The sequence below is a fragment of the Enterobacter sp. Ap-867 genome, assembly GCF_011752855.1.
Taxonomy (GTDB): Bacteria; Pseudomonadota; Gammaproteobacteria; order Enterobacterales; family Enterobacteriaceae; genus Cedecea.
The window spans coordinates 168,653-189,830 of the sequence record NZ_VWWS01000006.1 but is presented as its reverse complement, the minus strand read 5'-3'; the positions used below and the strand labels follow the sequence as shown (position 1 = coordinate 189,830).

Sequence of the window (21,178 nt, the reverse complement as noted above, 5' to 3'; positions counted from 1 at the left end):
TATCTAACAGGCAACGCTAACTCGTCCCCTCTCCCTTCCAGGGAGAGGGTTAAGGTGAGGGTCAATCCTCAGAACAGGCCCAGCGGCTTATCGGAATAGCTCACCAGCAGGCACTTCGTCTGCTGATAATGCTCCAGCATCATCTTATGGGTTTCGCGCCCAATCCCGGACTGTTTGTAGCCCCCGAACGCCGCGTGCGCCGGGTAGGCGTGATAACAGTTGGTCCACACGCGCCCGGCCTGAATGCCGCGCCCCATTTTATACGCCAGGCTGCCGTTGCGGCTCCACACGCCCGCGCCCAGGCCGTATTCGGTGTCGTTCGCCAGTTCCAGCGCCTCTTCCACGGTTTTAAACGTAGTGACGGCAAGCACCGGCCCGAAAATTTCTTCCTGGAACACACGCATGTTGTTTTTACCGAACAAGATGGTGGGCTCAAGGTAGTAGCCCGCCTGCAGGTCGCCCGTCAGCGCTTTTCTGCGCCCGCCAGTAAGTACATCCGCACCTTCTTTCTTGCCGATGTCGATGTAGTTGAGGATGGTTTCCATCTGCCCCTGAGACACCTGCGCGCCCATCTGGGTGCGGCTGTCCAGCGGGTTGCCGGAGCGAATGGCTTCTACGCGGCGGATCGCGCGTTCAATGAAACGTTCGTAGATGGACTCCTGCACCAGCGCTCGGCTCGGGCAGGTGCAGACCTCGCCCTGGTTGAAGGCGAACAGCGCAAAGCCTTCCAGCGCCTTGTCGAAGAAGGCGTCTTCCTCTTCCATTACGTCGGCGAAGAAGATGTTCGGGGATTTGCCGCCCAGCTCCAGCGTGACCGGGATAATGTTCTGGGTGGCGTACTGCATGATCTGCTGGCCGACTTCGGTGGAGCCGGTAAACGCCACTTTAGCGATGCGTTTGGATGTCGCCAGGTATTCACCAATTTCGCCGCCCGCGCCGTTGACCACGTTAACCACGCCCGGCGGCAGCAGGTCGCCAACCAGCTCCATTAGCAGCAGCACGGAGAGCGGGGTCAGCCGCGCGGGCTTCAGTACGATGCAGTTGCCCGCCGCCAGCGCCGGGGCCATTTTCCAGCTCGCCATCAACAGTGGGAAGTTCCACGGGATAATCTGCGCCACCACGCCCAGCGGTTCGTGGAAGTGATAGGCCACGGTGTCTTTATCCACCTCGCTGATGCCGCCTTCCTGGGCACGAATGCAGGAGGCGAAGTAGCGAAAGTGGTCGATAGCCAGCGGCACGTCGGCGGCGCTGGTTTCGCGAATCGGTTTGCCGTTGTCCCAGGTTTCCGCCGTCGCCAGCAGCTCAATGTTTTGCTCCATGCGGTCGGCAATTTTTAGCAGGATAGTCGCGCGCTCCTGCACGGACATCTGCCCCCAGCCCTTTTTAGCCGCGTGGGCAGCATCCAGCGCCAGGTCGATGTCGGCCTTGCCGGAGCTGGCGATTTCGCACAGCGGCTGGCCGGTTACCGGGGTGAGGTTTGCATAGTACTGGCCGCCAACCGGGGCAACCCACTGGCCGCCGATGTAGTTGTCGTAACGGGGTTTAAGTTTGAGCGGGAAACCATACTCGCCGGGAATAATACGGGTATCGGGAGGATTATTTGTCATGGCCGTCTCCTTGTGATGGTTCACTCACAAGGGTAGTTCGGGCTGTCTGTTTCTTCGCCATTTCGCGTCGGCTTTACGACATGCTTCACGGATTCCCTGGGGAAGAGGGCAGACCTCTTCCCGCAGAATGGAATATTACGCCGGTAAAAATAGCGCCTTATCGCGCAGCAGATGGTCGTTGCCGCGCCGCCGGGTGAAGCCAATTTTGTCGAAATACTCCAGAATCTGAATCGCCAGTTTGCGGCCCACGCCCAACCTGTCGCGGAAGTCGGCGGCGTTGGTCGCGCCGTGGGTTTGATCCAGCTCGCGGATCAGATCGGCAAACGCCTGCAGGCGATCGTTCCGATAATAACGATCTTTCAGAATCGCGGTGACCAGCCCTTGCTGAGCGGCGGATCTTAGCAGCTGGCGCATGACCTGCTCTTCTTCACCGGTTTCTTTGGCCAGGTCACGGACCCACCACGGCTCGTCGCCGAACAGGGTGTCGACTTTATCCCACACGGCCTGCTGTGCTGAGGAAAACCCAGGTTCATGTCCCGGCAGATGCAGCCAGCCCTGGCGGCTCATTATTAGGCCTTCACCGCGCATTTTTTCGATGAGCGACAGTACCAGACCTTCATCCTCTGCGGGCAACGCCATGCGGCGCAGGCGTTCTCTCCCCGGCCCCGGCTGATCGTCGTGTTGCTGGTGGTAGCGAGCCAGCGCGTCGAGCAGTTTTTGCTGCCAGAGAGCGGCCACGTCCGGGCTTAACAGCGCGTTGCCCGCCTGCAAGTATCCCGGCTTCGCAAGTAAGGCCTGAAGCCCTTGCGTTGTTAACTGACGCGCCCAGCTAAATTCGTTGAGCAAAACGGCGCCTCGCGCCAGGTGAGATCCCAGCGCTTGCTGGTCATCGGTGGTTTCTGCCCGCTCACCCAGCCAGCTCAGGAAGGCAGGCTGGCGTTTACCACGGCGTGGCGCATGAAGCAGCACGGCACGGGCTCCGGCGAGCGTGATGCGCGCGCTGATATCGCGCAGCACCAGGCGGTCGTTATCCGCCAGCCACAGCGGGACATCCAGCACCAGCTCGGCCAGATTACCTTCGAGCAGCGAAACTCGCCCGGTCACGTGGCGGGCAGAATGGTGAATATGCAGCGGCTGCCATTGCTGGAGCGGCTGCAGCGTTTGCAGCTCGACGATGACGCGCTCAACCGGCTGCAGAGGTTTGTCGCTCAGCAGCCAGTCGCCCCGGCTTATGTCGGTTTTTTCCGCGTCACCGCTGATGTTCAGCGCAATACGCTGCCCGGCCATCGCGCGGGTTGCCGGCTGGTTTTGAGCGTGGAGGCCGCGCACGCGCATCGGTTTTTCTGCGCCCGTCAGCCAGAGTGAATCGCCGATATTGACTTCGCCGCTCAGCGCCGTGCCGGTCACAACCAGCCCTGCGCCCCTGACCGTAAAGGCGCGGTCGATGGCGAGGCGGAAGCGATGTGCCGTGGCATGAGGGCGTTCGCCCAGCCCTTTGAGATGCTGCTGTAGCGCCTCGACGCCTTCCCCGCTGGTGGCGGCGGTCACAAAGATTGCGGCCTGGGTATCACCCAGTAATGCAGTAACTTCATCGCGGACTTCCGCAATGCGGCTGTCGCTCACGCGGTCGGCTTTAGTCAGCGCGACTGTGATCTGCGGGTTGCCGGTCAGCTGTAAAATCGCCAGATGTTCGCGGGTTTGCGCCATCACGCCATCATCGCAGGCGATGACCAGCAGGGCATGATCGATGCCGCCGACGCCAGCCAGCATGTTGGCCAGAAACTTTTCATGCCCGGGCACGTCGATAAAGCCGATAACCCGGCCATCCGGCTGCGGCCAGTAGGCGTAGCCGAGGTCGATGGTCATGCCGCGTTTTTTCTCTTCCGGCAGGCGGTCTGCGTTCACGCCGGTCAGCGCCTGAAGCAGGGTGGTTTTGCCGTGGTCGACGTGCCCGGCGGTGGCGATAATCACTGGGCGAGTCCCTCCAGCAGCAGCGCTTCGTTTTCGAGGCAGCGTAAATCCAGCCACAGGCGGCCCTCGGCCACGCGGCCAATCACCGGCCTTTCCAGCTCGCGCAGAGTTTGCGTCAGCGAGGCGATCGTTGTGCCACGTCCGTCTTTTGGCGTGAAGGTCAGAGCGGCACCAGGCAGGCGATCAACGGGTAAAGAGCCGCTGCCGATTTGCGACAGGCACGCTTCAACGCGCACGTCGAACTGCTCGCCAAAGCGCTCTTCAAATGCGGGCAGCAGGCGGCTGGCCTGCCGGTGGATATCTTCGGCGCTGCGGGTCAGCAGGCGCAGGGTTGGCAGGCGTTCAACCAGCGTTTCCGGGTGCTGGTACAGCCGCAGTGTGGCTTCCAGCGCCGCCAGCGTCATTTTGTCGGCCCGCAGCGCACGCTTCAGGGGGTGGCTCTGAATACGCTCGATCAGCGCCTTTTTGCCGACGATAATCCCGGCCTGCGGGCCACCGAGCAGTTTATCGCCGGAGAAGCTCACCAGGCTCACGCCATCGGCGATCAGCTGCTGCGGCATCGGCTCTGGCGGCAGGCCCCACTGGCTTAAATCCACCAGCGAGCCGCTGCCCAGATCGGTGACGACCGGCAGGCCGAGTTCGTTGCCCAGCGTAACCAGCTCGGCCTCGCTAACGACTTTGGTGAAGCCTTCAATGTGGTAATTGCTGGTGTGGACCTTCATCAGCAGCGAGGTATTTTCCCCCGCTGCCGCGCGGTAATCTTTCAGGTGCGTGCGGTTGGTGGTGCCGACTTCAACCAGCCCGCAGCCCGCCTGACGCATGACGTCGGGGATGCGAAACGCGCCGCCAATCTCCACCAGTTCGCCGCGAGAAACTACCACTTCACCGCCGTCTGCGCAGGCCGCCAGCATCAACAGAACCGCCGCCGCATTGTTATTGACGATGCAGGCGTCTTCCGCCCCGGTCAGCTCACAAAGCAGGTCGGCGATGGCGCGATCCCGGTGGCCGCGCCCGGCATCGTCCAGTGAATATTCCAGCGTGACGGCGGAGCGCATGGATTCCGTCACTGCCGCGATAGCTTCTTCAGCCTGTAATGCCCGGCCAAGATTGGTGTGCAGCACGGTACCGGTCAGGTTGAACACGGGCTGGAGAGCGCTGCGCTGGCTGGCCTCGAGCACGCTACGCGTTTTCTTCGCCCAGTCCTCGCTCCAGTCCGGCAGCTTGCTTGCCGAGCGGATGTGCTCGCGCGCTTCGTTTTGCAGCGTTCTCAGCGTGGCAACCACGCGGGTATGGCCGAACTCGGCAAGCAGGGCGCTAAAGGCGGCATCGCGCAGCAGGCGGTCGGTCGCCGGAAGATGGCTAAAAAGTGTTTGAGCTGTCGTCATGGCAAGGACTGAATTAAGAAATTTGTGGGCGATATTACAGGGGACAGCGTCCCCTGTCCTGGCCGCAGATCATGCCGCGGGCGGTTCGGTACGGGCAAAACTCTCGCGCTGGAACAGCTGTTCTACCAGCTTGACCAGGTGAGGGCGGTTCACGCACCAGCCCGGTGAAACGCGGCGGAAATTAAGATAGCCCACTGCGCAGGCCGCGGAAATACTGGCCAGATCGAGCGGCTCGGCGGCCAGGGTGCCGTCGGCGGCGTATTCTTCCAGCAGGTCGAGGGCGCGGCCAATCTTCTCGCGCTGACGCACCAGGACTTCTTCAGACTGCTGTTCCGCCGGGCGCAGTTTCTCACGCACCGACGTTAACGCCGCGTCCAGAATGCCGTCGGAAAGCGCCTCAAGCTGGCGCACTTTCAGCGCCGCTTTTGGGTCGTGCGGAATGAGCTCTGGCGCAATGTTTAGCAGCTCAAGGTATTGGGCGATGATCGGCGAATCAAACCAGCGCTCGCCTTCATCGGTGATAAGCGTAGGGACTTTGCCTAGCGGGTTGTACTGCGGAGCCGGGCTGTCGCCAACCCACGGGTTGACGTTAATAAATTCAAAACTGAGGCCTTTTTCAAGCAGGATGACCGAGATCTTTCGCACGTAGGGGCTGGTGTAATTACCGATCAGTTTCATGACATTATCCGTTTTTGCCAACTTGAGGTAAGTATGAAACAGATACCCAACATTGGTGAAAAAGTCTACGCCTGCTGCGCTTTTATGTAATCAACGAAGGCACGCAGCGCGCTGGGCATGTATTGCCGATTTGGGTAATAGAACTGGAACGGCGGCAGCGCAGGCAGCCAGTCTTCGAGCATTGAAACCAACCTGCCGCTTGCCAGGTGTTCTTCTACCTGCTGCTGATAGAGATAGCCGATGCCTGCGCCGCACAGCACCGCTGCCAGCTCTGAGTCGAGATCGTCCACGATGATGTTGCCGCACGGCGTCACTTCCAGCTTGCCCTCCGGCCCGTAAAACTCCCAGCAATAGGGGCGGCCGCTGTGAAAACGAAAGATGACGCTGCAGTGATTAACCAGCTCGCGAGGGTGCATTGGCGCAGGGTTTTGCGCCAGGTATTCCGGCGTGGCGACGACGCAAATCCTCGCTTTTGGGCCGATGGGAACGGCAATCATGTCTTTTTCCACCGTGGTGCTCAGCCGTATCCCGGCGTCGTACTCCTGCTTCACGATGTCCACCAGCCTGTCGTCGGTGGTCACTTCGACTTTGATGTCGGGATAGCGGGCGGTAAACCCGGCGACCAGCGGCATCAGCACAAGGCGTGATGCCAGCCGCGAACTGTTGATTTTGAGGGTGCCCATCGGCGTGTCCCGAAACGAGTTCACCTCATCGAGAATAGTATGAATCTCGTCGCAGGCCGGGCGCAGGCGCTCGTAGAGGTTGTTGCCAGCCTCGGTCAGCGAGACGCTGCGGGTGGTGCGGTTGAACAGCCGAATTTTCAGGCGCTGCTCGAGCTGTTTGATGCCGTGGCTGATCGCCGAAGGAGACAGCCCCAGCTCGTCCCCGGCGGCGCGAAAGCTTTTGTGCCGCGCCACGGCGATAAAGGTCGCAAAGTCGGTAAAATTCAGCGCCATTAGTGAAAATCCTTCATTAACCTATCTCAAATACTACGTTTTACAGAATTATCCAGCGGTCGTAAAGTGAACGCACATCCCCACTGGCTGAGATAACTCCATGAAATCAGAGAATATGTATATTGTTTGGGCGCACCCGCGCAGTGAGTCGCTAACCGCGCAGGTGGTGCAGGAAATTCAGGGCGAGGCGGCCGAACGCGGCATTAACGTCTCCTCCCTGGATCTGTACCGCAGCGGCTTTAACCCGGCGCTGGGCATGGAAGATGAGCCGGACTGGAACAACCCGCAGAAACAGTATTCCCCGGAAGTTCATCGCTTGTTTGGCGAGTTAGAAGATAAAGACACCGTGGTGATCGTGTTCCCGGTGTGGTGGTACAGCTTCCCGGCCATGCTCAAAGGCTATCTGGATCGCGTGTGGAACTTCGGCCTGGGCTACGGGCCAGGCAGCACGCTGGGCAATAAGAAAATCCGCTGGGTGGCGCTGGTCGGCGGCTCGCAGGCCGGGTTTGTGAAATATGGCTGGGAAAAAAACATGGCTGATTATATTCACGGCTCAATGGGGTATCTGGGCGTGGAAGATGCAAAAATTGAGTTCCTCTATAACACCATCGGCGTGGAAGAGGGGATTGGCGACAGCGACGCCCATTACCAGCAGCTGTTTGCTCAGGTGCGCGGCATTGTCGCGGACTTAGGGTAACTAACTTTTCATTCCAGCGCGGCATTCAACGTCGCGCTTTCTGCCAGCCGCTTCGCTGTAATTTACTTTCATCCCTTTCTTGCCCGCCGTTTGTTGTCAACGCCCAGATTTTAACTGGATCACATTAGGATTAATCTGCCCCAAAATACTTTGTGAACCAGATCACAAATGAATAACAAAGACGTCATAACAAAATGTGATTTTAGTCACATTAAAAGGTCAATCAGGGTTAAAAATCCCCCGGTGTATTTTTTTTACACTGCAATTATGTGATCGTCATCACTCAATGTGGAAGGTGGATCCCTGAGTATTAGTGATCTAAATCACATAATTAGGCGGTTGCTGGACAGATTAACGATTCAGTGCCAGATTCGCGTCACTTTACTGCATAAGGCCGGCGACCCTGCCGCTACGTTAACAGTAAACCTCGGGCTGCTTTTCAGCGCGGAACACCAACAAGGGGTATGTGTATGTCATCCGATATCAAGATCAAAGTGCAAAGCTTTGGTCGTTTCCTCAGCAATATGGTTATGCCAAATATCGGGGCGTTTATCGCCTGGGGTATTATCACGGCCTTATTTATTCCTACCGGATGGTTGCCAAACGAAACGCTGGCGAAGCTGGTAGGCCCGATGATCACTTACCTGCTGCCGCTGCTGATCGGCTTTACCGGTGGTCGCCTGATTGGCGGTGACCGCGGCGGCGTGGTGGGTGCGATTACTACCATGGGCGTTATCGTCGGGGCAGATATGCCGATGTTCCTCGGCGCAATGATTGCGGGTCCTCTGGGCGGCTGGGCAATCAAGCACTTCGACAAATGGGTCGACGGTAAAATCAAATCCGGCTTTGAAATGCTGGTGAACAACTTCTCTGCCGGTATCATCGGGATGATCCTGGCGATTCTGGCATTCCTCGGCATCGGCCCGGCGGTTGAAGTCCTGTCCAAAGTTCTGGCGGCAGGCGTTAACTTCATGGTTGTGCACGACATGCTGCCGCTGGCGTCTATCTTTGTAGAACCAGCTAAAATCCTGTTCCTGAACAACGCCATCAACCACGGTATCTTCTCGCCGCTGGGTATTCAGCAGTCCCACGAGCTGGGCAAATCCATCTTCTTCCTGATTGAAGCGAACCCGGGTCCGGGTATGGGTGTTCTGCTGGCGTACATGTTCTTTGGGCGCGGTAACGCTAAGCAGTCTGCGGGCGGCGCGGCAATCATCCACTTCCTGGGCGGTATCCACGAAATTTACTTCCCGTACGTGCTGATGAACCCACGTCTGATCCTGGCCGTTATCCTCGGCGGTATGACCGGCGTGTTCACCCTGACCGTGCTGAACGGCGGCCTGGTGTCTCCGGCTTCCCCGGGTTCTATCCTGGCGGTACTGGCAATGACGCCGAAAGGCGCGTACTTCGCTAACATCGCGGCTATCTGTGCGGCAATGGTTGTCTCCTTCGTGGTCTCCGCCATCTTGCTGAAAACCAGCAAAGTGAAAGAAGAAGACGACATCGAAGCTGCGGCTCGCCGTATGCAGGAAATGAAAGCCGAATCCAAAGGTGGCGCAGCGCCGCTGGCGGTAGGTGCTGGCCTGTCTAACGACCTGAGCCACGTGCGTAAAATCATCGTTGCCTGCGACGCAGGGATGGGCTCCAGCGCCATGGGCGCAGGCGTGCTGCGTAAGAAAGTGAACGACGCTGGCCTGAAAAATATCTCCGTGACCAACTGCGCGATCAACAGCCTGCCGGACGACGTTGACCTGGTGATTACCCACCGCGACCTGACCGAGCGTGCGATGCGCCAGGTGCCGCAGGCGCAGCATATCTCCCTGACCAACTTCCTCGACAGCAGCCTGTACGCTAACCTGGTTGAGCGTCTGGTGGCTTCCCAGAATCTGAGTCAGAAAGAAGAAAAAGTCATGCACAGCCTGGAAGACAGCTGTGTTTCCAGCGAAGACGCGGTGTTCAAGCTGGGCGCGGGTAACGTGTTCCTCGGCCTGAAAGCCAGCAACAAAGAAGAAGCGATTCGCTTCGCTGGTGAACAGCTGGTGAACGGCGGCTACGTGCAGCCGGAATACGTGGACGCGATGTTTGAGCGCGAGAAACTGACCCCGACCTACCTGGGTGAAGGTATCGCGGTTCCTCACGGCACCGTGGAAGCAAAAGACCGCGTGCTGAAAACCGGCGTGGTGTTCTGCCAGTACCCGGAAGGCGTTCACTTCGGTGAAGAGCCGGAAGACGTGGCTCGCCTGGTGATCGGTATTGCAGCCCGCAATAACGAACACATCCAGGTCATCACCAGCCTGACCAACGCGCTGGATGATGAGTCGGTGATTGAGCGCCTGGCGCACACCACCAGCGTCCAGGAAGTGCTGGATTTGCTGGCCGGTAAGAAATAAGACCCTGCCCCTCACCCCCTGAGGGGCAGCAGGTGCAAAGCATTACCCCCTCTCCCCTTTTGGGAGAGGGCTAGGGTGAGGGGATTCGCATACAGTATCCTTACCCCAGCCCTCACGGGTGAAATAATCAGGAAGGTTAACGCAATGAAAGCATTACATTTTGGTGCAGGTAATATCGGTCGTGGCTTTATCGGTAAACTGCTGGCGGACGCCGGTCTGCAACTGACTTTTGCCGACGTAAACCAGGTGGTTCTGGATGCCCTGAACGCGCGTCACAGCTACCAGGTTCACGTAGTCGGCGAGCAGAAGCAGATTGATACCGTCTCCAACGTGAATGCCGTCAGCAGCATCGGCGACGACGTTGTGGCCCTTATCGCTCAGGTTGATCTGATCACCACCGCCGTCGGCCCGGTTGTGCTGGAGCGCATCGCACCAACGCTTGCCAAAGGCCTGGAACTGCGCCGTGCGAACGGCAACGAAACGCCGCTGAACATCATCGCCTGTGAAAACATGGTGCGTGGCACCAGCCAGCTGAAAGAGCACGTCAAGAAAGCGCTGTCTGCTGACGCGTGGGCGTGGGTAGAGCAGCACGTTGGCTTTGTCGATTCTGCAGTTGACCGCATCGTTCCGCCGTCTGAATCCGCCACTCACGATCCGCTGGAAGTGACCGTGGAGACCTTTAGCGAGTGGATTGTCGATAAAACCCAGTTTAAAGGTGACCTGCCGAACATTCCTGGCATGGAACTTACTGATAATCTTATGGCGTTTGTCGAGCGCAAGCTCTTCACGCTGAATACCGGGCATGCTATAACCGCGTACCTCGGTCAGCTGGCCGGGCACCAGACTATCCGCGATGCCATTCTTGATGAGAAAGTGCGCGCCGTAGTGAAAGGGGCGATGGAAGAGAGCGGTGCGGTGCTGATTAAGCGCTACGGCTTTGAAGCCGACAAACATGCCGCGTACATCAAGAAAATCCTCGGTCGTTTCGAAAACCCGTATCTGAAGGATGACGTGGAACGCGTTGGCCGCCAGCCGCTGCGTAAACTCAGCGCGGGTGACCGCCTGGTTAAGCCGCTGCTGGGGACGATTGAGTACGGTTTGCCTCACGCTCACCTGATCAAAGGGATTGCGGCGGCAATGCACTACCACAGCGAGCAGGACCCGCAGGCGCAGGAGCTGAAGCAGCTTCTGGCAGATAAAGGCCCGCAGGCGGCGCTGGCGGAAGTGTCCGGTCTGGATGTAAACAGCGAAGCCGTGACTGAGGCGGTGAAGGCGTATAACGCCATAGCGTAACCCTATGCAGGCGCGGTGGATACCGCGCCTGAAACATGTTTAGTGATGCAGGCAAAAATGGAAGAAACCCAGGCCTTTGAAAACCGCGTGCTTGAGCGACTGAATGCCGGCAAAACCGTAAGAAGCCTGCTGATTGCTGCCGTCGAGCTGTTAACCGAAGCGGTAAATATCCTGGTGCTGCAGGTGTTCCGCAAGGACGACTACGCGGTGAAATATGCGGTTGAGCCATTGCTGGACGGCGACGGCCCGCTGGGCGACCTGTCGGTACGCCTGAAGCTTATCTACGGGCTGGGCGTGTTGAACCGCGCCGAGTACGAAGACTGCGAGCTGCTCATGGCGCTCCGGGAAGAACTGAACCACGACGGCAACGAGTACAGCTTCACCGATGACGAAATGCTTGGCCCGTTTGGCGAGCTGCACTGCGTGACGGCACTACCGCCGACGCCGACTTTCGTTGACGGCAGCGATCCTGAGTTGTTGGCAATGCAGCGTCAGCGATATATGCAAATCGTTCGTTCCACGATGGTCCTTTCCCTGACCGAGCTGATCTCCCGGATCAGCTTAAAAAAAGCCTTCCAGAAATAGCCGCTTTTCGCCCTGTCCCTCAGGATCGTGTATCCTTGCCAGCAAGCCATCTTTATTCACGGTAAGTCAAAATGAAAGAAATCGAAAAAGCAGAAATTAAACGCCTCAGCGACCGTCTGGACGCTATCCGCCACGAAATGCCAGGCCTGCATCTGATCAACGAAGCGGAAAAATATGCCGAGCTGGAAAAAGAGCGGCAGAAGCTGGAAATCGAAATCGCTCGCCTGCAGGCGGTGCGTAACCAGAAGCTGAGCAAAGAAGCGCAGAAGCTGGTAGCGCTGCCGTACAAGCGTGCGATTACCAAAAAAGAGCAGGCCGATATGGGCAAGCTCAAGAAAAGCGTGCGTGGCCTGGTAATTGTCCATCCGATGACCGCTCTGGGTCGCGAGATGGAACTGACCGAGATGACCGGTTTCTCCCGCACGGAATTCTGATCGCGTTCTCTTTTCGGTGAAATAAGCCGATAAAACCCGCCTCATCAGCCTCTTAAATCTCCACCCGGCTCTATAGTTAAATGCCGGGTGTGGATTTCTTCTACCCCAGCCCCACCACTGGACAATTTGCCCGCCTTACTGCGAGGCCGCAGGGAATGCCAACCCGTTGTTTATCTTTCTTGCTGCGAGAGTAAACATGAAAAATAAGGCTTTGACTCTGGTTCCCGTCTGTCTGGCCGGTTTAACCGGCATGCTTCCCTTTCCTGCCACCGCCGCCTGTTCGTCGTCAACGCCGAATAGCGGGGACACCGTGACCTGTAGCGGCTCGGGTATTCCGCCGGTGGTTGCCACCGCAGGCAGCAATAACGTTACGATTAATCTCGGCTCAACTGTGATCGGGAGTTACTCGCTGACCACCCAGGCGACGCCATTTTCGGTGGACAGCGGCAGCAGTATCAACAACGCCGGGGCGCTGACTCTCTCTGATAACGGCACGGGCGTGGCGAACCGTGGGGCGCTGTTGCTGGGCGTGAATAACGGTAATACGCTGACTAATGGTGCGACGGGCACGCTGACCACCACCGGGGCCTACAACGACGGCATGGCCGCTAACGGTAATAACAATACGCTGATCAATAACGGCACTATCACCACCAGCGGTAACAATTCTTACGGCATGACCGCAGCCTGGGGGCAGAGCAATCCTGGCGCTGCAGGAAATACCATCACCAATACCGGCACCATCTCCACATCAGGGAATAACGCCAGGGCTATTTCGCTGCTGGGCGGCAGCGGCACGGTGAACAACAGTGGGACGCTGTCCACTTCCGGGCGAGATGCGCCCACGGTGTTTTTGCAGGGCAACAACGCCACGCTAAATAACAGCGGCCTGATTCAGGCCACCGGCACCGCGTCCTCCAGCGGCAGCGTGGACGGCGTGGTAGCAAACACGCTCGGCAGCAGTTTTAACACTACGATCAATAACCTGGCCGGTGGGCAGATCGTCAGCAATAACGGCATCGGTATTCGTTCGACTAACGGTAATATCACCATCACCAACGCCGGGCTGATTCAGGGCGGAAGCGGCACGGCAATTCTCAGCGGCAACGGCAGCATTTCGCTGATCCTCCAGACCGGCTCGCAAATTATTGGCCTGGCCGATGGTGGGCGAGGCAATAACTCCGTGACATTAGAAGGGACGGGTACCTCCTCTAACGCCTTTACCAATTTTCAGACGCTGACCATGACCGGCAGCGACTGGACCTGGGCGGGTACTGGCGCGTTTACCACTGCCCTCGTGCAGAGCGGAACGTTGGATCTTACCGGCATGCTAGGTACCAGTACGGCTTCCGTAACGGCTTCGGTAAGCAACGGCGCGACGCTGCAAGCGAACTCAACCAACTTGCCGCTTTCGGTCTCTAATGACGGGATGGTGCGTTTCCTGCAAAACAGCGACGGCAGCTATTCGGGGAAGATTACCGGCAGTGGAGCTGTTGAAAAAAGCGGTGGCGGCCTGCTGCAGGTAACGGGGGCTAACACTTACACCGGGGGGACGACGCTGACCGGCGGCACGCTGCAGGCTGCAGCAGACAGTGCGCTCGGTGAAGCTACAGGTGGGCTTATCTTTAACGGTGGCACGCTTCAGCTCGGCAGTTCGTTCGATCTTGCGACATCCCGTGCGATATCAGTGACTGCCAATAACGGGACGTTTGACACTCAGGGATTCACCTCCGTTGTTGGGCAGGGGATTACGGGGGCTGGTGCGTTAACAAAACTGGGCGGCGGTACGCTGGTGCTCAACGGCGTTAACAGCTATGCGGGTGGCACGGCTGTTAATGCCGGTACGCTGGTTGTAGGCGACAGCGCTCACACCTCTGCGGCAGCTGCAGGCACCACCACCGTGGCGGCCGGAGCCACACTGGGTGGTTATGGTACGGTGAATGGTGACGTGACGAACAGCGGAACGTTGGCGGTAACAAATGCGCTGCCGATTCTTTCTGCTGGCCCGCAAGGCAATTTCCAGATTTACGGCAACCTGACCAACGTGGGGCTTGTTCAGCTGGCTGGTAGCGGCGTGGGGAATAGCCTGACCGTAGCCGGAAACTATAGCGGTCAGAACGGCGTGATTGCGCTGAATACGGTCCTGGCGAGTGATGGGGCTGCGTCTGATAAGCTTATCCTCAGCGGCGGTAGCGCTTCGGGCAGCAGCACGCTGAAGGTCACTAATATCGGCGGGGCCGGGGCGCAAACTACGGCAGACGGTATTCAGGTGGTGCAGGCCACTAACGGTGCGACCAGTACGGCAAATGCCTTCACTCTTTCTGGAGGCACCGTCAGCGCCGGGGCTTATTCCTATTATCTCGCCAAAGGCGGCGTCTCCGACGGCAGCGGCGGGAGTTGGGATTTGCGCAATACGGTTGTGCCGGATTCGACAACGTCGGTCACCCCGGCGGAAGAAACGCCTGAGTCCATCGTGGATGCTTCTCACGGCGATGAGAAGTTGAATGTCTACCGGCCAGAAGTTGCGCTGTACGCCGAAGCACCTGCCGTGGCCCGCCAGCTTAACCTGCAGCAGATCTACACCTTCCACGACCGTCAGGGCGAGCAGAGTCTGTTGGGCAGTGATAACAAAGCGCCAGCTTTTTGGGCCAGAAGCTGGGGAAGCCACGCGGATATTCATCAAAACGGAGATGTGAACCCGTCCTTCAACGGTACATTGTGGGGACTGCAGTTGGGGCAGGATTTGTATACCGCCACTGAGGATAATGGGGCGACACATCACTTCGGTATCCTGTTCGGATTCTCCAGAGCGACCGGGGATGTCGATGGCTTTGCGCTGGCAAAACAGGGCATGCGCGTCGGCAAACTGCAGCTGAATAACTACAACTACGGCGGCTATTGGACAAGGGTTGCGGCTTCCGGCTGGTACACGGACGCGGTGTTAATGGGCAGCGCACTGCGGCTGAATACTAACTCGGTCAACGAGGTGAATGCTTCTTCCAGCGGCAATGCGGTGACCGGCTCTGTTGAGACGGGGCTGCCCGTTTCCCTCGGTGAAGGCGTGACGCTTGAACCTCAGGTACAGCTGATCTGGCAACGAACCTCGCTGGATTCGCTGAACGACGGTGTCTCCGATGTTCGCTGGAACAATGGCAATACCTGGCAGGGGCGGGTGGGGGCCCGGCTGCAGTGGGCGTTTGAGGCGAGCGGCGTGAGCTGGAAGCCTTATCTGCGCGCTAACGTACTGCGGTCATTCGGCCAGGATGATGAAACCGCTTTCGATAGCAGCACAACCATCGCCAGCAATGTCGGGCAAACGGCCGGGCAAATCGGGGCGGGGCTGGTGGCGCAGGTGAGCCAGAGCGGCAGCCTTTATGCTACGACAGGCTATCTGACAAACTTCGGCGGCGAACGCCAGCGGGTAGTGACCGGCAATGTCGGCGTGCGCTGGAATTGGTGACTGCTCTGCGGGGCCAGGGCTTTGCCAGCGTCGCTATTATCATGATGACTTTGTGTTCAGTTTTTTTGAAGTAGATAAGCGAATTGTTCCGCTAACAAACAAAGCACGGCGGCGCTATTCTTATCTCATCGAAGGCAGACAGCCTTCCAACTAAAAAAATGCAAAGGTAATCATCATGAAAAGCATCAAATATTTTGCCGTAGTTATGACTCTCGCTGCTTCCTTCTCCGGCTTCGCTGCGGAAACTCAGCCAGCTGTCAGCCAGAAAATGGGCACCGTATCGGTCAGCGGCGCGTCTAACCTCGACAGCCTGCAACACCAGCTGCAGCAGAAAGCCGAGCAGGCAGGCGCGAAGTCTATCCGCATTGTCTCCGCCGGCGGTGATAATAAAATGTACGGCGTGGCTGAAATCTACAACTAAGTCTTGAATCACGCAGTATGGGCCGCCTTGTGCGGCCCGTGTTTTATCTGAACTCCCGGGCCAGCAGGCCAAAAATCCAGTCATCCTGCCAGCGTTCGTTCAGCCAGTAGTTCTCCCGCAGCGTTCCTTCCGGCTGAAACCCGACTTTCTCCAGCACTTTCTTCGACGGAAAATTTCCGGCGGTGACCGTGGCCACAAGCTTGCGGATGCCGACCTCCGCAAATGCAAAGGCGCACACCTCGTACAGCGATTCGTACCCGTAGCCCTGACCGTGAAACGACGGGTCGAGTAAAAATCCGACTTCCGCGATATCGTCCTCGCGCAGGATAAAACCGGTGACGCCAATCGGCACGCCGGTTTTGCGGTGGCGCATCACCATACAGAGCCAGTGGCGGCTGCCCGGCTGCCAGTCGGGAAGACGGGCGTCAAAAGCCTGGCGAATCTCTGTCTCCGGTCGGTTATCGGCCACGTAGCGCATGACCTCCGGCTGCTGCTGCAGGTAGCGGAAAAGTGGCCAGTCGGCTTCGGTGATTTGGCTGAGCGCCAGGCGTGGCGTCAAAAGCGTCGGCATGGCGTTAATCCACAATAAACAGGACGGCACCTGATGCCGTTGAGGAACGGTGAGGCTCCGCGCCGTCGGCTACCTGGTAACTCATACCCGGGGTTAACGTAAACTGGCGGCCATCTTCCAGCTCAGTTTGCAGCTCACCCTTCAGGCACAGCAAAACGTGCCCTTTTTGGCACCAGTGATCGGCCAGATAGCCGGCGGTGTATTCCACCATGCGCACGCGGATGGGCCCAAACTGCTGCGTGCGCCAAAGCGCTTTGCCGGTGATACCGGGGTGTTCGGTGGGGATTAGGGTGGCCCAGTCGGTGCTAGTAAAAGGCAAGTCGGTGATGTTCATGCGGCTCCTGAGTATTGTTGTTGTTGTCTGGTCCTCCTTTTGATAGCAGTAAATAAAAAACGGTGCCAGCGTGTGGCACCGCTTAAGCGTTATTCCCAGCGGGATAAATCATCCCTCGTCAGCCCCATATCCCTGAGTTGTTCCGGACTAAGTTCGCGTAACGCCCGTAAAGTCTGGCGGCGCTGGCGGCTGCGGCGAAAATACTGGTAAAGCATTACCAGGCCATAAAACGGTCTGCGATGGTGGTTCTCTTCAAAGCCCATGCTGTGACTCCTCGCGGTTTGCCTGGGGGTAATCATGGGGCCAGCGGGCAAAAGCAGACAGATTCAAAAATTACTTTTCTTTAACATACAGAAGGGCTAAAACATGAGCTGAATGGCATTTTTTGCGCCATTCTGTATCGGTTTTTCCTTCTGTATGGCTTCCGGTGAGGATACAGCATGACGCGTTACCAACATCTCGCCACGCTGCTGGCTGAGCGCATTGAGCAGGGGCTTTATCAAAGCGGGGAGCGCTTGCCTTCGGTGCGGAGCCTGAGCAGTGAACACGGCGTCAGTATCAGTACCGTGCAACAGGCGTATCACGTCCTGGAAGACCAGCAGCTGATTTCCCCTCAGCCACGTTCCGGCTACTTTGTTTCGCCGCGCAAAGCCGTGCCGCCTGTGCCGCGCTTAACGCGTCCCGTACAGCGCCCGGTGGAAGTGACGCAGTGGGATGCGGTGCTGGAATTGGTGAACTCCCGGCAGGATTGCGAAGTGATCGCCTTTGGCAGTGGATCGCCGGATCTCACCCAGTCGACGATGAAACCGCTGTGGCGAGAAATGGGGCGGCTCGCGCAGTACCAGGAGCCTGAGCTGCTGGGCTACGACGGTATGTTCGGCGTGAAAGCCCTGCGCGAGCAAATTGCCCGCCTGATGCTTGACAGCAACTGCGTGGTGAATGCCGATGAGATCGTGGTGACCAACGGCTGCCATGAAGCACTGTCGATTGCGATTCGCGCGGTGTGTGAGCCGGGGGACATAGTGGCGGTTGAGTCGCCGTCATTCCACGGAACCATGCAGATGCTGCGCGGTTACGGTGTCAAAGTGGTTGAAATTCCTACTGATTCTGTCACCGGTATTAGCCTGGAAGCACTCGAGCTGGCGCTGGAGCAGTGGCCCATCAAAGCCGTGATTCTGGTAGCCAATTGCAATAATCCTCTTGGCTTCATCATGCCGGAGGCGCGTAAAAAAGCGGTGATGAACCTTGCCCGGCGCTTTGATATCGCCATCATCGAGGATGATGTCTACGGTGAGTTGGCCTATGAATACCCGCGCCCTATGACGATCAAATCCCTGGATGTGGATGGCCGCGTCCTGCTGTGCAGTTCGTTTTCAAAAACGCTGGCGCCGGGGCTGCGCGTGGGCTGGATTGTGCCGGGACGTTACCTCGACCGCACGCTGCACACCAAGTATATCGGCACCGGCAGCAGCGCGACCTTCACCCAGCAGGCGGTAGCGGCCTTTATTCGCAACGGGCATTACCACCGCCATATCCGGCGTATGCGCCAGCACTACCAGCGCAATCTGGAGGTGTTTACCTGCCGCGTGCGGCAATATTTCCCCTGCGGGATTTGCGTCAGCCGGCCTCAGGGGGGCTTTTTGATGTGGATTGAACTCCCGGAAGAAGTCGATGCGGTGCGGCTGGGCAGCGCATTGAAAGAGGCAAAAATCCATATTGCGAGCGGCTCGCTGTTTTCAGCCTCTGGAAAATATCGCCAATGCCTGCGGTTGAACTATTCTTTGCCGTTCAACGCCGTTACCGAGGCGGCCCTGAAAAGATTGGGCGAAATCGTCGAATGTGAGATTTGAAAATGCCCGGCTAAATCGCTCTTTTTATCGCCATTGATTCCCGGCGGGCTGCTTTACACTCGGCTGTAATGGCGAAGTGTGGCCTTGGCATTAATAACCATAAAAAAATAGCCGCCTGGGGCGGAAAAAAGCCGTTTTTTCTGCGTTCGGCAACGTAAGGCCGGACATCGACAAAGGACTATCATGAGCAGCGCAACATTGCAGATGCGGGAGCACTTTGAGACGTGTCTGGGGATTATTCGGCAGGCTTCACTTCAGATCCTGCCGCTATTGAATATTCGTGCCGCCGAAGGCAAAGATCCGCAGTGGTTTTTCCAGCAGCTGGAGCAGGCCCGTATGGCGCTGGGCAGTTGGGGAGCGGTGGCAAAGCGGCTGAACCTTAACGACTCTGAGATTTCACAATTCACGCTGCTGCTGCGCCATTTGCAGCAGCTGGTGCCGCAGTATGAAAGCGGGCAGGAGGTTAGCCAGAACCAGCTCCTCGCCGCCTTGCGCTTCACCAGTTATCTGGAGCATGTGCGCTTCAAACAGCCCTTGCTGGGCTACTCCACCGAGCTTTCCTCCGACGTTGACGGGCTACAGAAAGGCGCCCAGCAGCAGATGCGCGCCATTGAACTGATGCTGAAAGGGCTGGTCAATCAGGCTTGGGAAAACCAGGCGGAGCTGGTTAATCAGCTAAAAAGCCAGTTTGGGGCTGACAAAGTTCGCCGCTGGCTGAAGCGAGGCGAGCGGGGCGATGTGCTGAGCGGCATGAAGTTCAGCGAGCTGGCGCTGATGCTGGTGGATAAGAAAGAGTTTGCCCATCACTACGCCAAAGTTTACCAAAACTCGCCTCAGCTGGGTTTTCTTATCGACCAACGTAAAACCCTGCAAATCTTCCTCGATGGCACCCGTCAAATCCGCAACGACCTGATGCACAAGCAGCCGCTGACGAGCGTGCAGGTGGCTTTGCTGGATAGCTATTTCGGTGAAATCAGCGGCCCGGTACAAAAAGCCTTTAGCGAAGGCCGCACTAAAGTGAATCCCTCCTCGCTGCTGGACGCGGATGATGCGGCACTGCAAAGCTACCTTGACCAGGCGCGTAAAAATCATGCGGCCCAGGGCGGCGATCCGGCAGAGATCAGAGAATCAATCGAGCGTTATGACCCGCGCATGGCCAAAAAACAGCATGATACTACCGACATGATCTCCACCGCGCTGTGGGCATCGGTAGGGATTGTGGTGGTGGCAGTGGCGGTGATTGGTCTTTATCTGTTAAGTGATGCCACCTCAAAACCTGAGGTGACGGCGGCTCCGCCAATAGTGAGTACGCCGGTGCAGCAGAAAGAGCGGCCGGAATCCAACAGCCCGCGGGATATGCTTGCCAATATGGGCATCACCTGGGACGAAAATAACCTGCGGGCGGCGATTAACCGTAATGACGCGCGTATTGTGCGCCTGTTTATGCAGGGCGGGATGAACTGGAAAGTCTATTTTGCCGAGCAGGCGCTGGCGGCGGATGACCGCGATGTGCTGACCATTTTGCTGCAATACCGCCCGCAAATGGACGAAACCCGGCCCTGCCGCAGGCTGATTGGCTCCACCGAGTTAGGCATGAATAAAGGGCAAAAGCTGACTTCGCTGAGAAAGCAATTCCTCGCCAGCTTCTGCAGTTCAGCCCCGGCGGTACAGCGCCAGAAAGAGGAAGTAGAGCGCGCTCAGCTGCGCCTGGCGGCGCAGAAGCAGCGCTACGAAGATGCGACCGCCCAGGGGCTGGAGCCAGAGCCGGTGGATGAGCAGACCGTCAAAATTCAGCAGGCGATATACAACGCGATGCGCTAGCCGTGCCGGGCAGCCTTCGGGCTGCCCAATGCATTACAGCAGCCCTTTATCACGGAACGTCGCGGCGGTGGCTTCATTCAGATCGTAGCTCGCCAGATCCTGCGGGCTGACCCACGCGTACTGCTCAAACTCTTCGTTAAGGGTTATCTCGCGGTTTTCGCTAATGCAGTCGAACATCAGATAAATCATGTACACCTGCTCCTGGCTGCCGTCGGTGTAGGTTTTCACCCGCACGTCATCGCGGAAGGTCCACGGCTCAATGTGCGAGATAATCAGCGCTTCCCCCAGCTCTTCCCGGATCTCACGCCGTAGCCCTTCTGCCATGGTTTCACCCGGCTCAATGCCGCCACCGGAGAGCGCCCACTGGCCGGGAAACACCCCGCGATCTTGTGGCATTTTGCACAGCAAATATTGGCCCTGATTCTGGATTATCGGGCAGGCAATCACTCTTTGTCGCATGGTCATCTCCCTGAAAATAAGTCGCTGAGTTATAGCACAGATACGAAAGAGGGTCTGTGCCGTGACAGACACCTGGGGGAGAATTTTATCCGTTAATACAATAATATTTTTATAATAATTTCATTCAATATATTAATTAGATGAATGCATAAAGATAAATAAAGTAATTTTGTTTTATGTTGTGAGTTAAAATAATGATTGAGGTCTAAGTTTTACTGCAAATATAAAAAATGTGACGCGCCATATGTATCTGCCGCTTATCATAA

General features: G+C 57.6%; 18 protein-coding genes. 9 read left to right on the top strand and 9 right to left on the bottom strand.

The window, feature by feature from the left end; translation table 11 throughout:
- Positions 1-68 precede the first annotated feature (68 nt).
- The 5 genes from exaC to F3J26_RS15770 form a co-directional block, all read right to left on the bottom strand.
- Complete coding sequence (gene exaC / locus F3J26_RS15790) at positions 69-1,607, bottom strand: acetaldehyde dehydrogenase ExaC (RefSeq protein ID WP_008458710.1); 1,539 nt, start codon at positions 1,605-1,607, stop codon at positions 69-71.
- 135 nt (positions 1,608-1,742) lie between these two features.
- Positions 1,743-3,578 (bottom strand): selenocysteine-specific translation elongation factor, encoded by a 1,836-nt coding sequence (gene selB / locus F3J26_RS15785; protein WP_166994773.1) that lies wholly within the window; start codon positions 3,576-3,578, stop codon positions 1,743-1,745.
- Positions 3,575-4,963: an L-seryl-tRNA(Sec) selenium transferase gene (selA, locus tag F3J26_RS15780; protein ID WP_166994771.1), complete on the bottom strand. Its 1,389-nt coding sequence runs from the start codon at positions 4,961-4,963 to the stop codon at positions 3,575-3,577. Before selA ends, selB begins: the two co-directional genes overlap by 4 nt.
- Positions 4,964-5,032: 69 nt before the next feature.
- Positions 5,033-5,641, bottom strand: a complete 609-nt coding sequence (locus F3J26_RS15775; protein WP_166994769.1) for a glutathione S-transferase — start codon at positions 5,639-5,641, stop codon at positions 5,033-5,035.
- A 65-nt stretch (positions 5,642-5,706) separates the two neighbouring features.
- Positions 5,707-6,597: a LysR substrate-binding domain-containing protein gene (locus F3J26_RS15770; RefSeq protein WP_166994768.1), complete on the bottom strand. Its 891-nt coding sequence runs from the start codon at positions 6,595-6,597 to the stop codon at positions 5,707-5,709.
- Positions 6,598-6,697: 100 nt separating this feature from the next.
- On the opposite strand from F3J26_RS15770, the gene F3J26_RS15765 reads away from it, so the two are divergent.
- The 7 genes from F3J26_RS15765 to F3J26_RS15735 all read left to right on the top strand — a co-directional run bounded on the left by F3J26_RS15765 (position 6,698) and on the right by F3J26_RS15735 (position 15,877).
- Positions 6,698-7,294, top strand: a complete 597-nt coding sequence (locus F3J26_RS15765) for an NAD(P)H oxidoreductase (protein WP_166994766.1) — start codon at positions 6,698-6,700, stop codon at positions 7,292-7,294.
- Positions 7,295-7,764: 470 nt separating this feature from the next.
- On the top strand, positions 7,765-9,684 hold the full coding sequence (locus F3J26_RS15760; RefSeq protein ID WP_166994764.1) for a PTS mannitol transporter subunit IICBA: 1,920 nt from the start codon (positions 7,765-7,767) through the stop codon (positions 9,682-9,684).
- Positions 9,685-9,828: 144 nt separating this feature from the next.
- On the top strand, positions 9,829-10,977 hold the full coding sequence (gene mtlD, locus F3J26_RS15755) for a mannitol-1-phosphate 5-dehydrogenase (protein ID WP_166994762.1): 1,149 nt from the start codon (positions 9,829-9,831) through the stop codon (positions 10,975-10,977).
- A 45-nt stretch (positions 10,978-11,022) separates the two neighbouring features.
- Entirely contained in the window at positions 11,023-11,562 is a 540-nt protein-coding gene (mtlR, locus tag F3J26_RS15750) for a mannitol operon repressor MtlR (protein ID WP_008458691.1), read from the top strand.
- A gap of 71 nt (positions 11,563-11,633) precedes the next feature.
- Entirely contained in the window at positions 11,634-11,996 is a 363-nt protein-coding gene (locus F3J26_RS15745) for a YibL family ribosome-associated protein (protein WP_008458687.1), read from the top strand.
- A 196-nt stretch (positions 11,997-12,192) separates the two neighbouring features.
- Positions 12,193-15,456, top strand: a complete 3,264-nt coding sequence (locus tag F3J26_RS15740) for an autotransporter family protein (RefSeq protein WP_205246530.1) — start codon at positions 12,193-12,195, stop codon at positions 15,454-15,456.
- Positions 15,457-15,631: 175 nt separating this feature from the next.
- Positions 15,632-15,877, top strand: a complete 246-nt coding sequence (locus tag F3J26_RS15735; protein WP_008458685.1) for a YdgH/BhsA/McbA family protein — start codon at positions 15,632-15,634, stop codon at positions 15,875-15,877.
- 43 nt (positions 15,878-15,920) lie between these two features.
- On the opposite strand, the gene F3J26_RS15730 is transcribed toward F3J26_RS15735, so the two are convergent.
- From F3J26_RS15730 to F3J26_RS15720, 3 genes are all read right to left on the bottom strand, one after another.
- Complete coding sequence (locus F3J26_RS15730) at positions 15,921-16,448, bottom strand: GNAT family N-acetyltransferase (RefSeq protein WP_166994760.1); 528 nt, start codon at positions 16,446-16,448, stop codon at positions 15,921-15,923.
- 4 nt (positions 16,449-16,452) lie between these two features.
- Positions 16,453-16,782 carry a DHCW motif cupin fold protein gene (locus tag F3J26_RS15725; protein ID WP_166994758.1) on the bottom strand — a complete coding sequence of 110 codons (330 nt, stop codon included), beginning with the start codon at positions 16,780-16,782 and terminating at the stop codon, positions 16,453-16,455.
- A gap of 89 nt (positions 16,783-16,871) precedes the next feature.
- Positions 16,872-17,045 carry a DUF1127 domain-containing protein gene (locus F3J26_RS15720; RefSeq protein WP_008458678.1) on the bottom strand — a complete coding sequence of 58 codons (174 nt, stop codon included), beginning with the start codon at positions 17,043-17,045 and terminating at the stop codon, positions 16,872-16,874.
- Between the two features lie 177 nt (positions 17,046-17,222).
- On the opposite strand from F3J26_RS15720, the gene F3J26_RS15715 reads away from it, so the two are divergent.
- Together F3J26_RS15715 and F3J26_RS15710 are read left to right on the top strand one after the other, a co-directional pair.
- Positions 17,223-18,632, top strand: a complete 1,410-nt coding sequence (locus F3J26_RS15715) for an aminotransferase class I/II-fold pyridoxal phosphate-dependent enzyme (protein ID WP_166994756.1) — start codon at positions 17,223-17,225, stop codon at positions 18,630-18,632.
- Between the two features lie 183 nt (positions 18,633-18,815).
- Positions 18,816-20,453, top strand: a complete 1,638-nt coding sequence (locus F3J26_RS15710) for an STY4199 family HEPN domain-containing protein (RefSeq protein ID WP_166994754.1) — start codon at positions 18,816-18,818, stop codon at positions 20,451-20,453.
- A 33-nt stretch (positions 20,454-20,486) separates the two neighbouring features.
- Here F3J26_RS15710 and nudI read toward each other — a convergent pair whose 3' ends face one another.
- Positions 20,487-20,912 (bottom strand): nucleoside triphosphatase NudI, encoded by a 426-nt coding sequence (gene nudI / locus F3J26_RS15705; RefSeq protein WP_008458672.1) that lies wholly within the window; start codon positions 20,910-20,912, stop codon positions 20,487-20,489.
- Between the last annotated feature and the right edge of the window lie 266 nt (positions 20,913-21,178).

Coding starts and splice junctions, on each gene's coding strand:
- exaC (WP_008458710.1), bottom strand. CDS start 1,607: ATGACAAATAATCCTCCCGATACCCGTATTATTCCCGGCGAGTATGGT.
- selA (WP_166994771.1), bottom strand. CDS start 4,963: ATGACGACAGCTCAAACACTTTTTAGCCATCTTCCGGCGACCGACCGC.
- F3J26_RS15775 (WP_166994769.1), bottom strand. CDS start 5,641: ATGAAACTGATCGGTAATTACACCAGCCCCTACGTGCGAAAGATCTCG.
- F3J26_RS15770 (WP_166994768.1), bottom strand. CDS start 6,597: ATGGCGCTGAATTTTACCGACTTTGCGACCTTTATCGCCGTGGCGCGG.
- F3J26_RS15765 (WP_166994766.1), top strand. CDS start 6,698: ATGAAATCAGAGAATATGTATATTGTTTGGGCGCACCCGCGCAGTGAG.
- F3J26_RS15760 (WP_166994764.1), top strand. CDS start 7,765: ATGTCATCCGATATCAAGATCAAAGTGCAAAGCTTTGGTCGTTTCCTC.
- mtlD (WP_166994762.1), top strand. CDS start 9,829: ATGAAAGCATTACATTTTGGTGCAGGTAATATCGGTCGTGGCTTTATC.
- mtlR (WP_008458691.1), top strand. CDS start 11,023: ATGCAGGCAAAAATGGAAGAAACCCAGGCCTTTGAAAACCGCGTGCTT.
- F3J26_RS15745 (WP_008458687.1), top strand. CDS start 11,634: ATGAAAGAAATCGAAAAAGCAGAAATTAAACGCCTCAGCGACCGTCTG.
- F3J26_RS15740 (WP_205246530.1), top strand. CDS start 12,193: ATGAAAAATAAGGCTTTGACTCTGGTTCCCGTCTGTCTGGCCGGTTTA.
- F3J26_RS15735 (WP_008458685.1), top strand. CDS start 15,632: ATGAAAAGCATCAAATATTTTGCCGTAGTTATGACTCTCGCTGCTTCC.
- F3J26_RS15730 (WP_166994760.1), bottom strand. CDS start 16,448: ATGCCGACGCTTTTGACGCCACGCCTGGCGCTCAGCCAAATCACCGAA.
- F3J26_RS15725 (WP_166994758.1), bottom strand. CDS start 16,782: ATGAACATCACCGACTTGCCTTTTACTAGCACCGACTGGGCCACCCTA.
- F3J26_RS15720 (WP_008458678.1), bottom strand. CDS start 17,045: ATGGGCTTTGAAGAGAACCACCATCGCAGACCGTTTTATGGCCTGGTA.
- F3J26_RS15715 (WP_166994756.1), top strand. CDS start 17,223: ATGACGCGTTACCAACATCTCGCCACGCTGCTGGCTGAGCGCATTGAG.
- F3J26_RS15710 (WP_166994754.1), top strand. CDS start 18,816: ATGAGCAGCGCAACATTGCAGATGCGGGAGCACTTTGAGACGTGTCTG.
- nudI (WP_008458672.1), bottom strand. CDS start 20,912: ATGCGACAAAGAGTGATTGCCTGCCCGATAATCCAGAATCAGGGCCAA.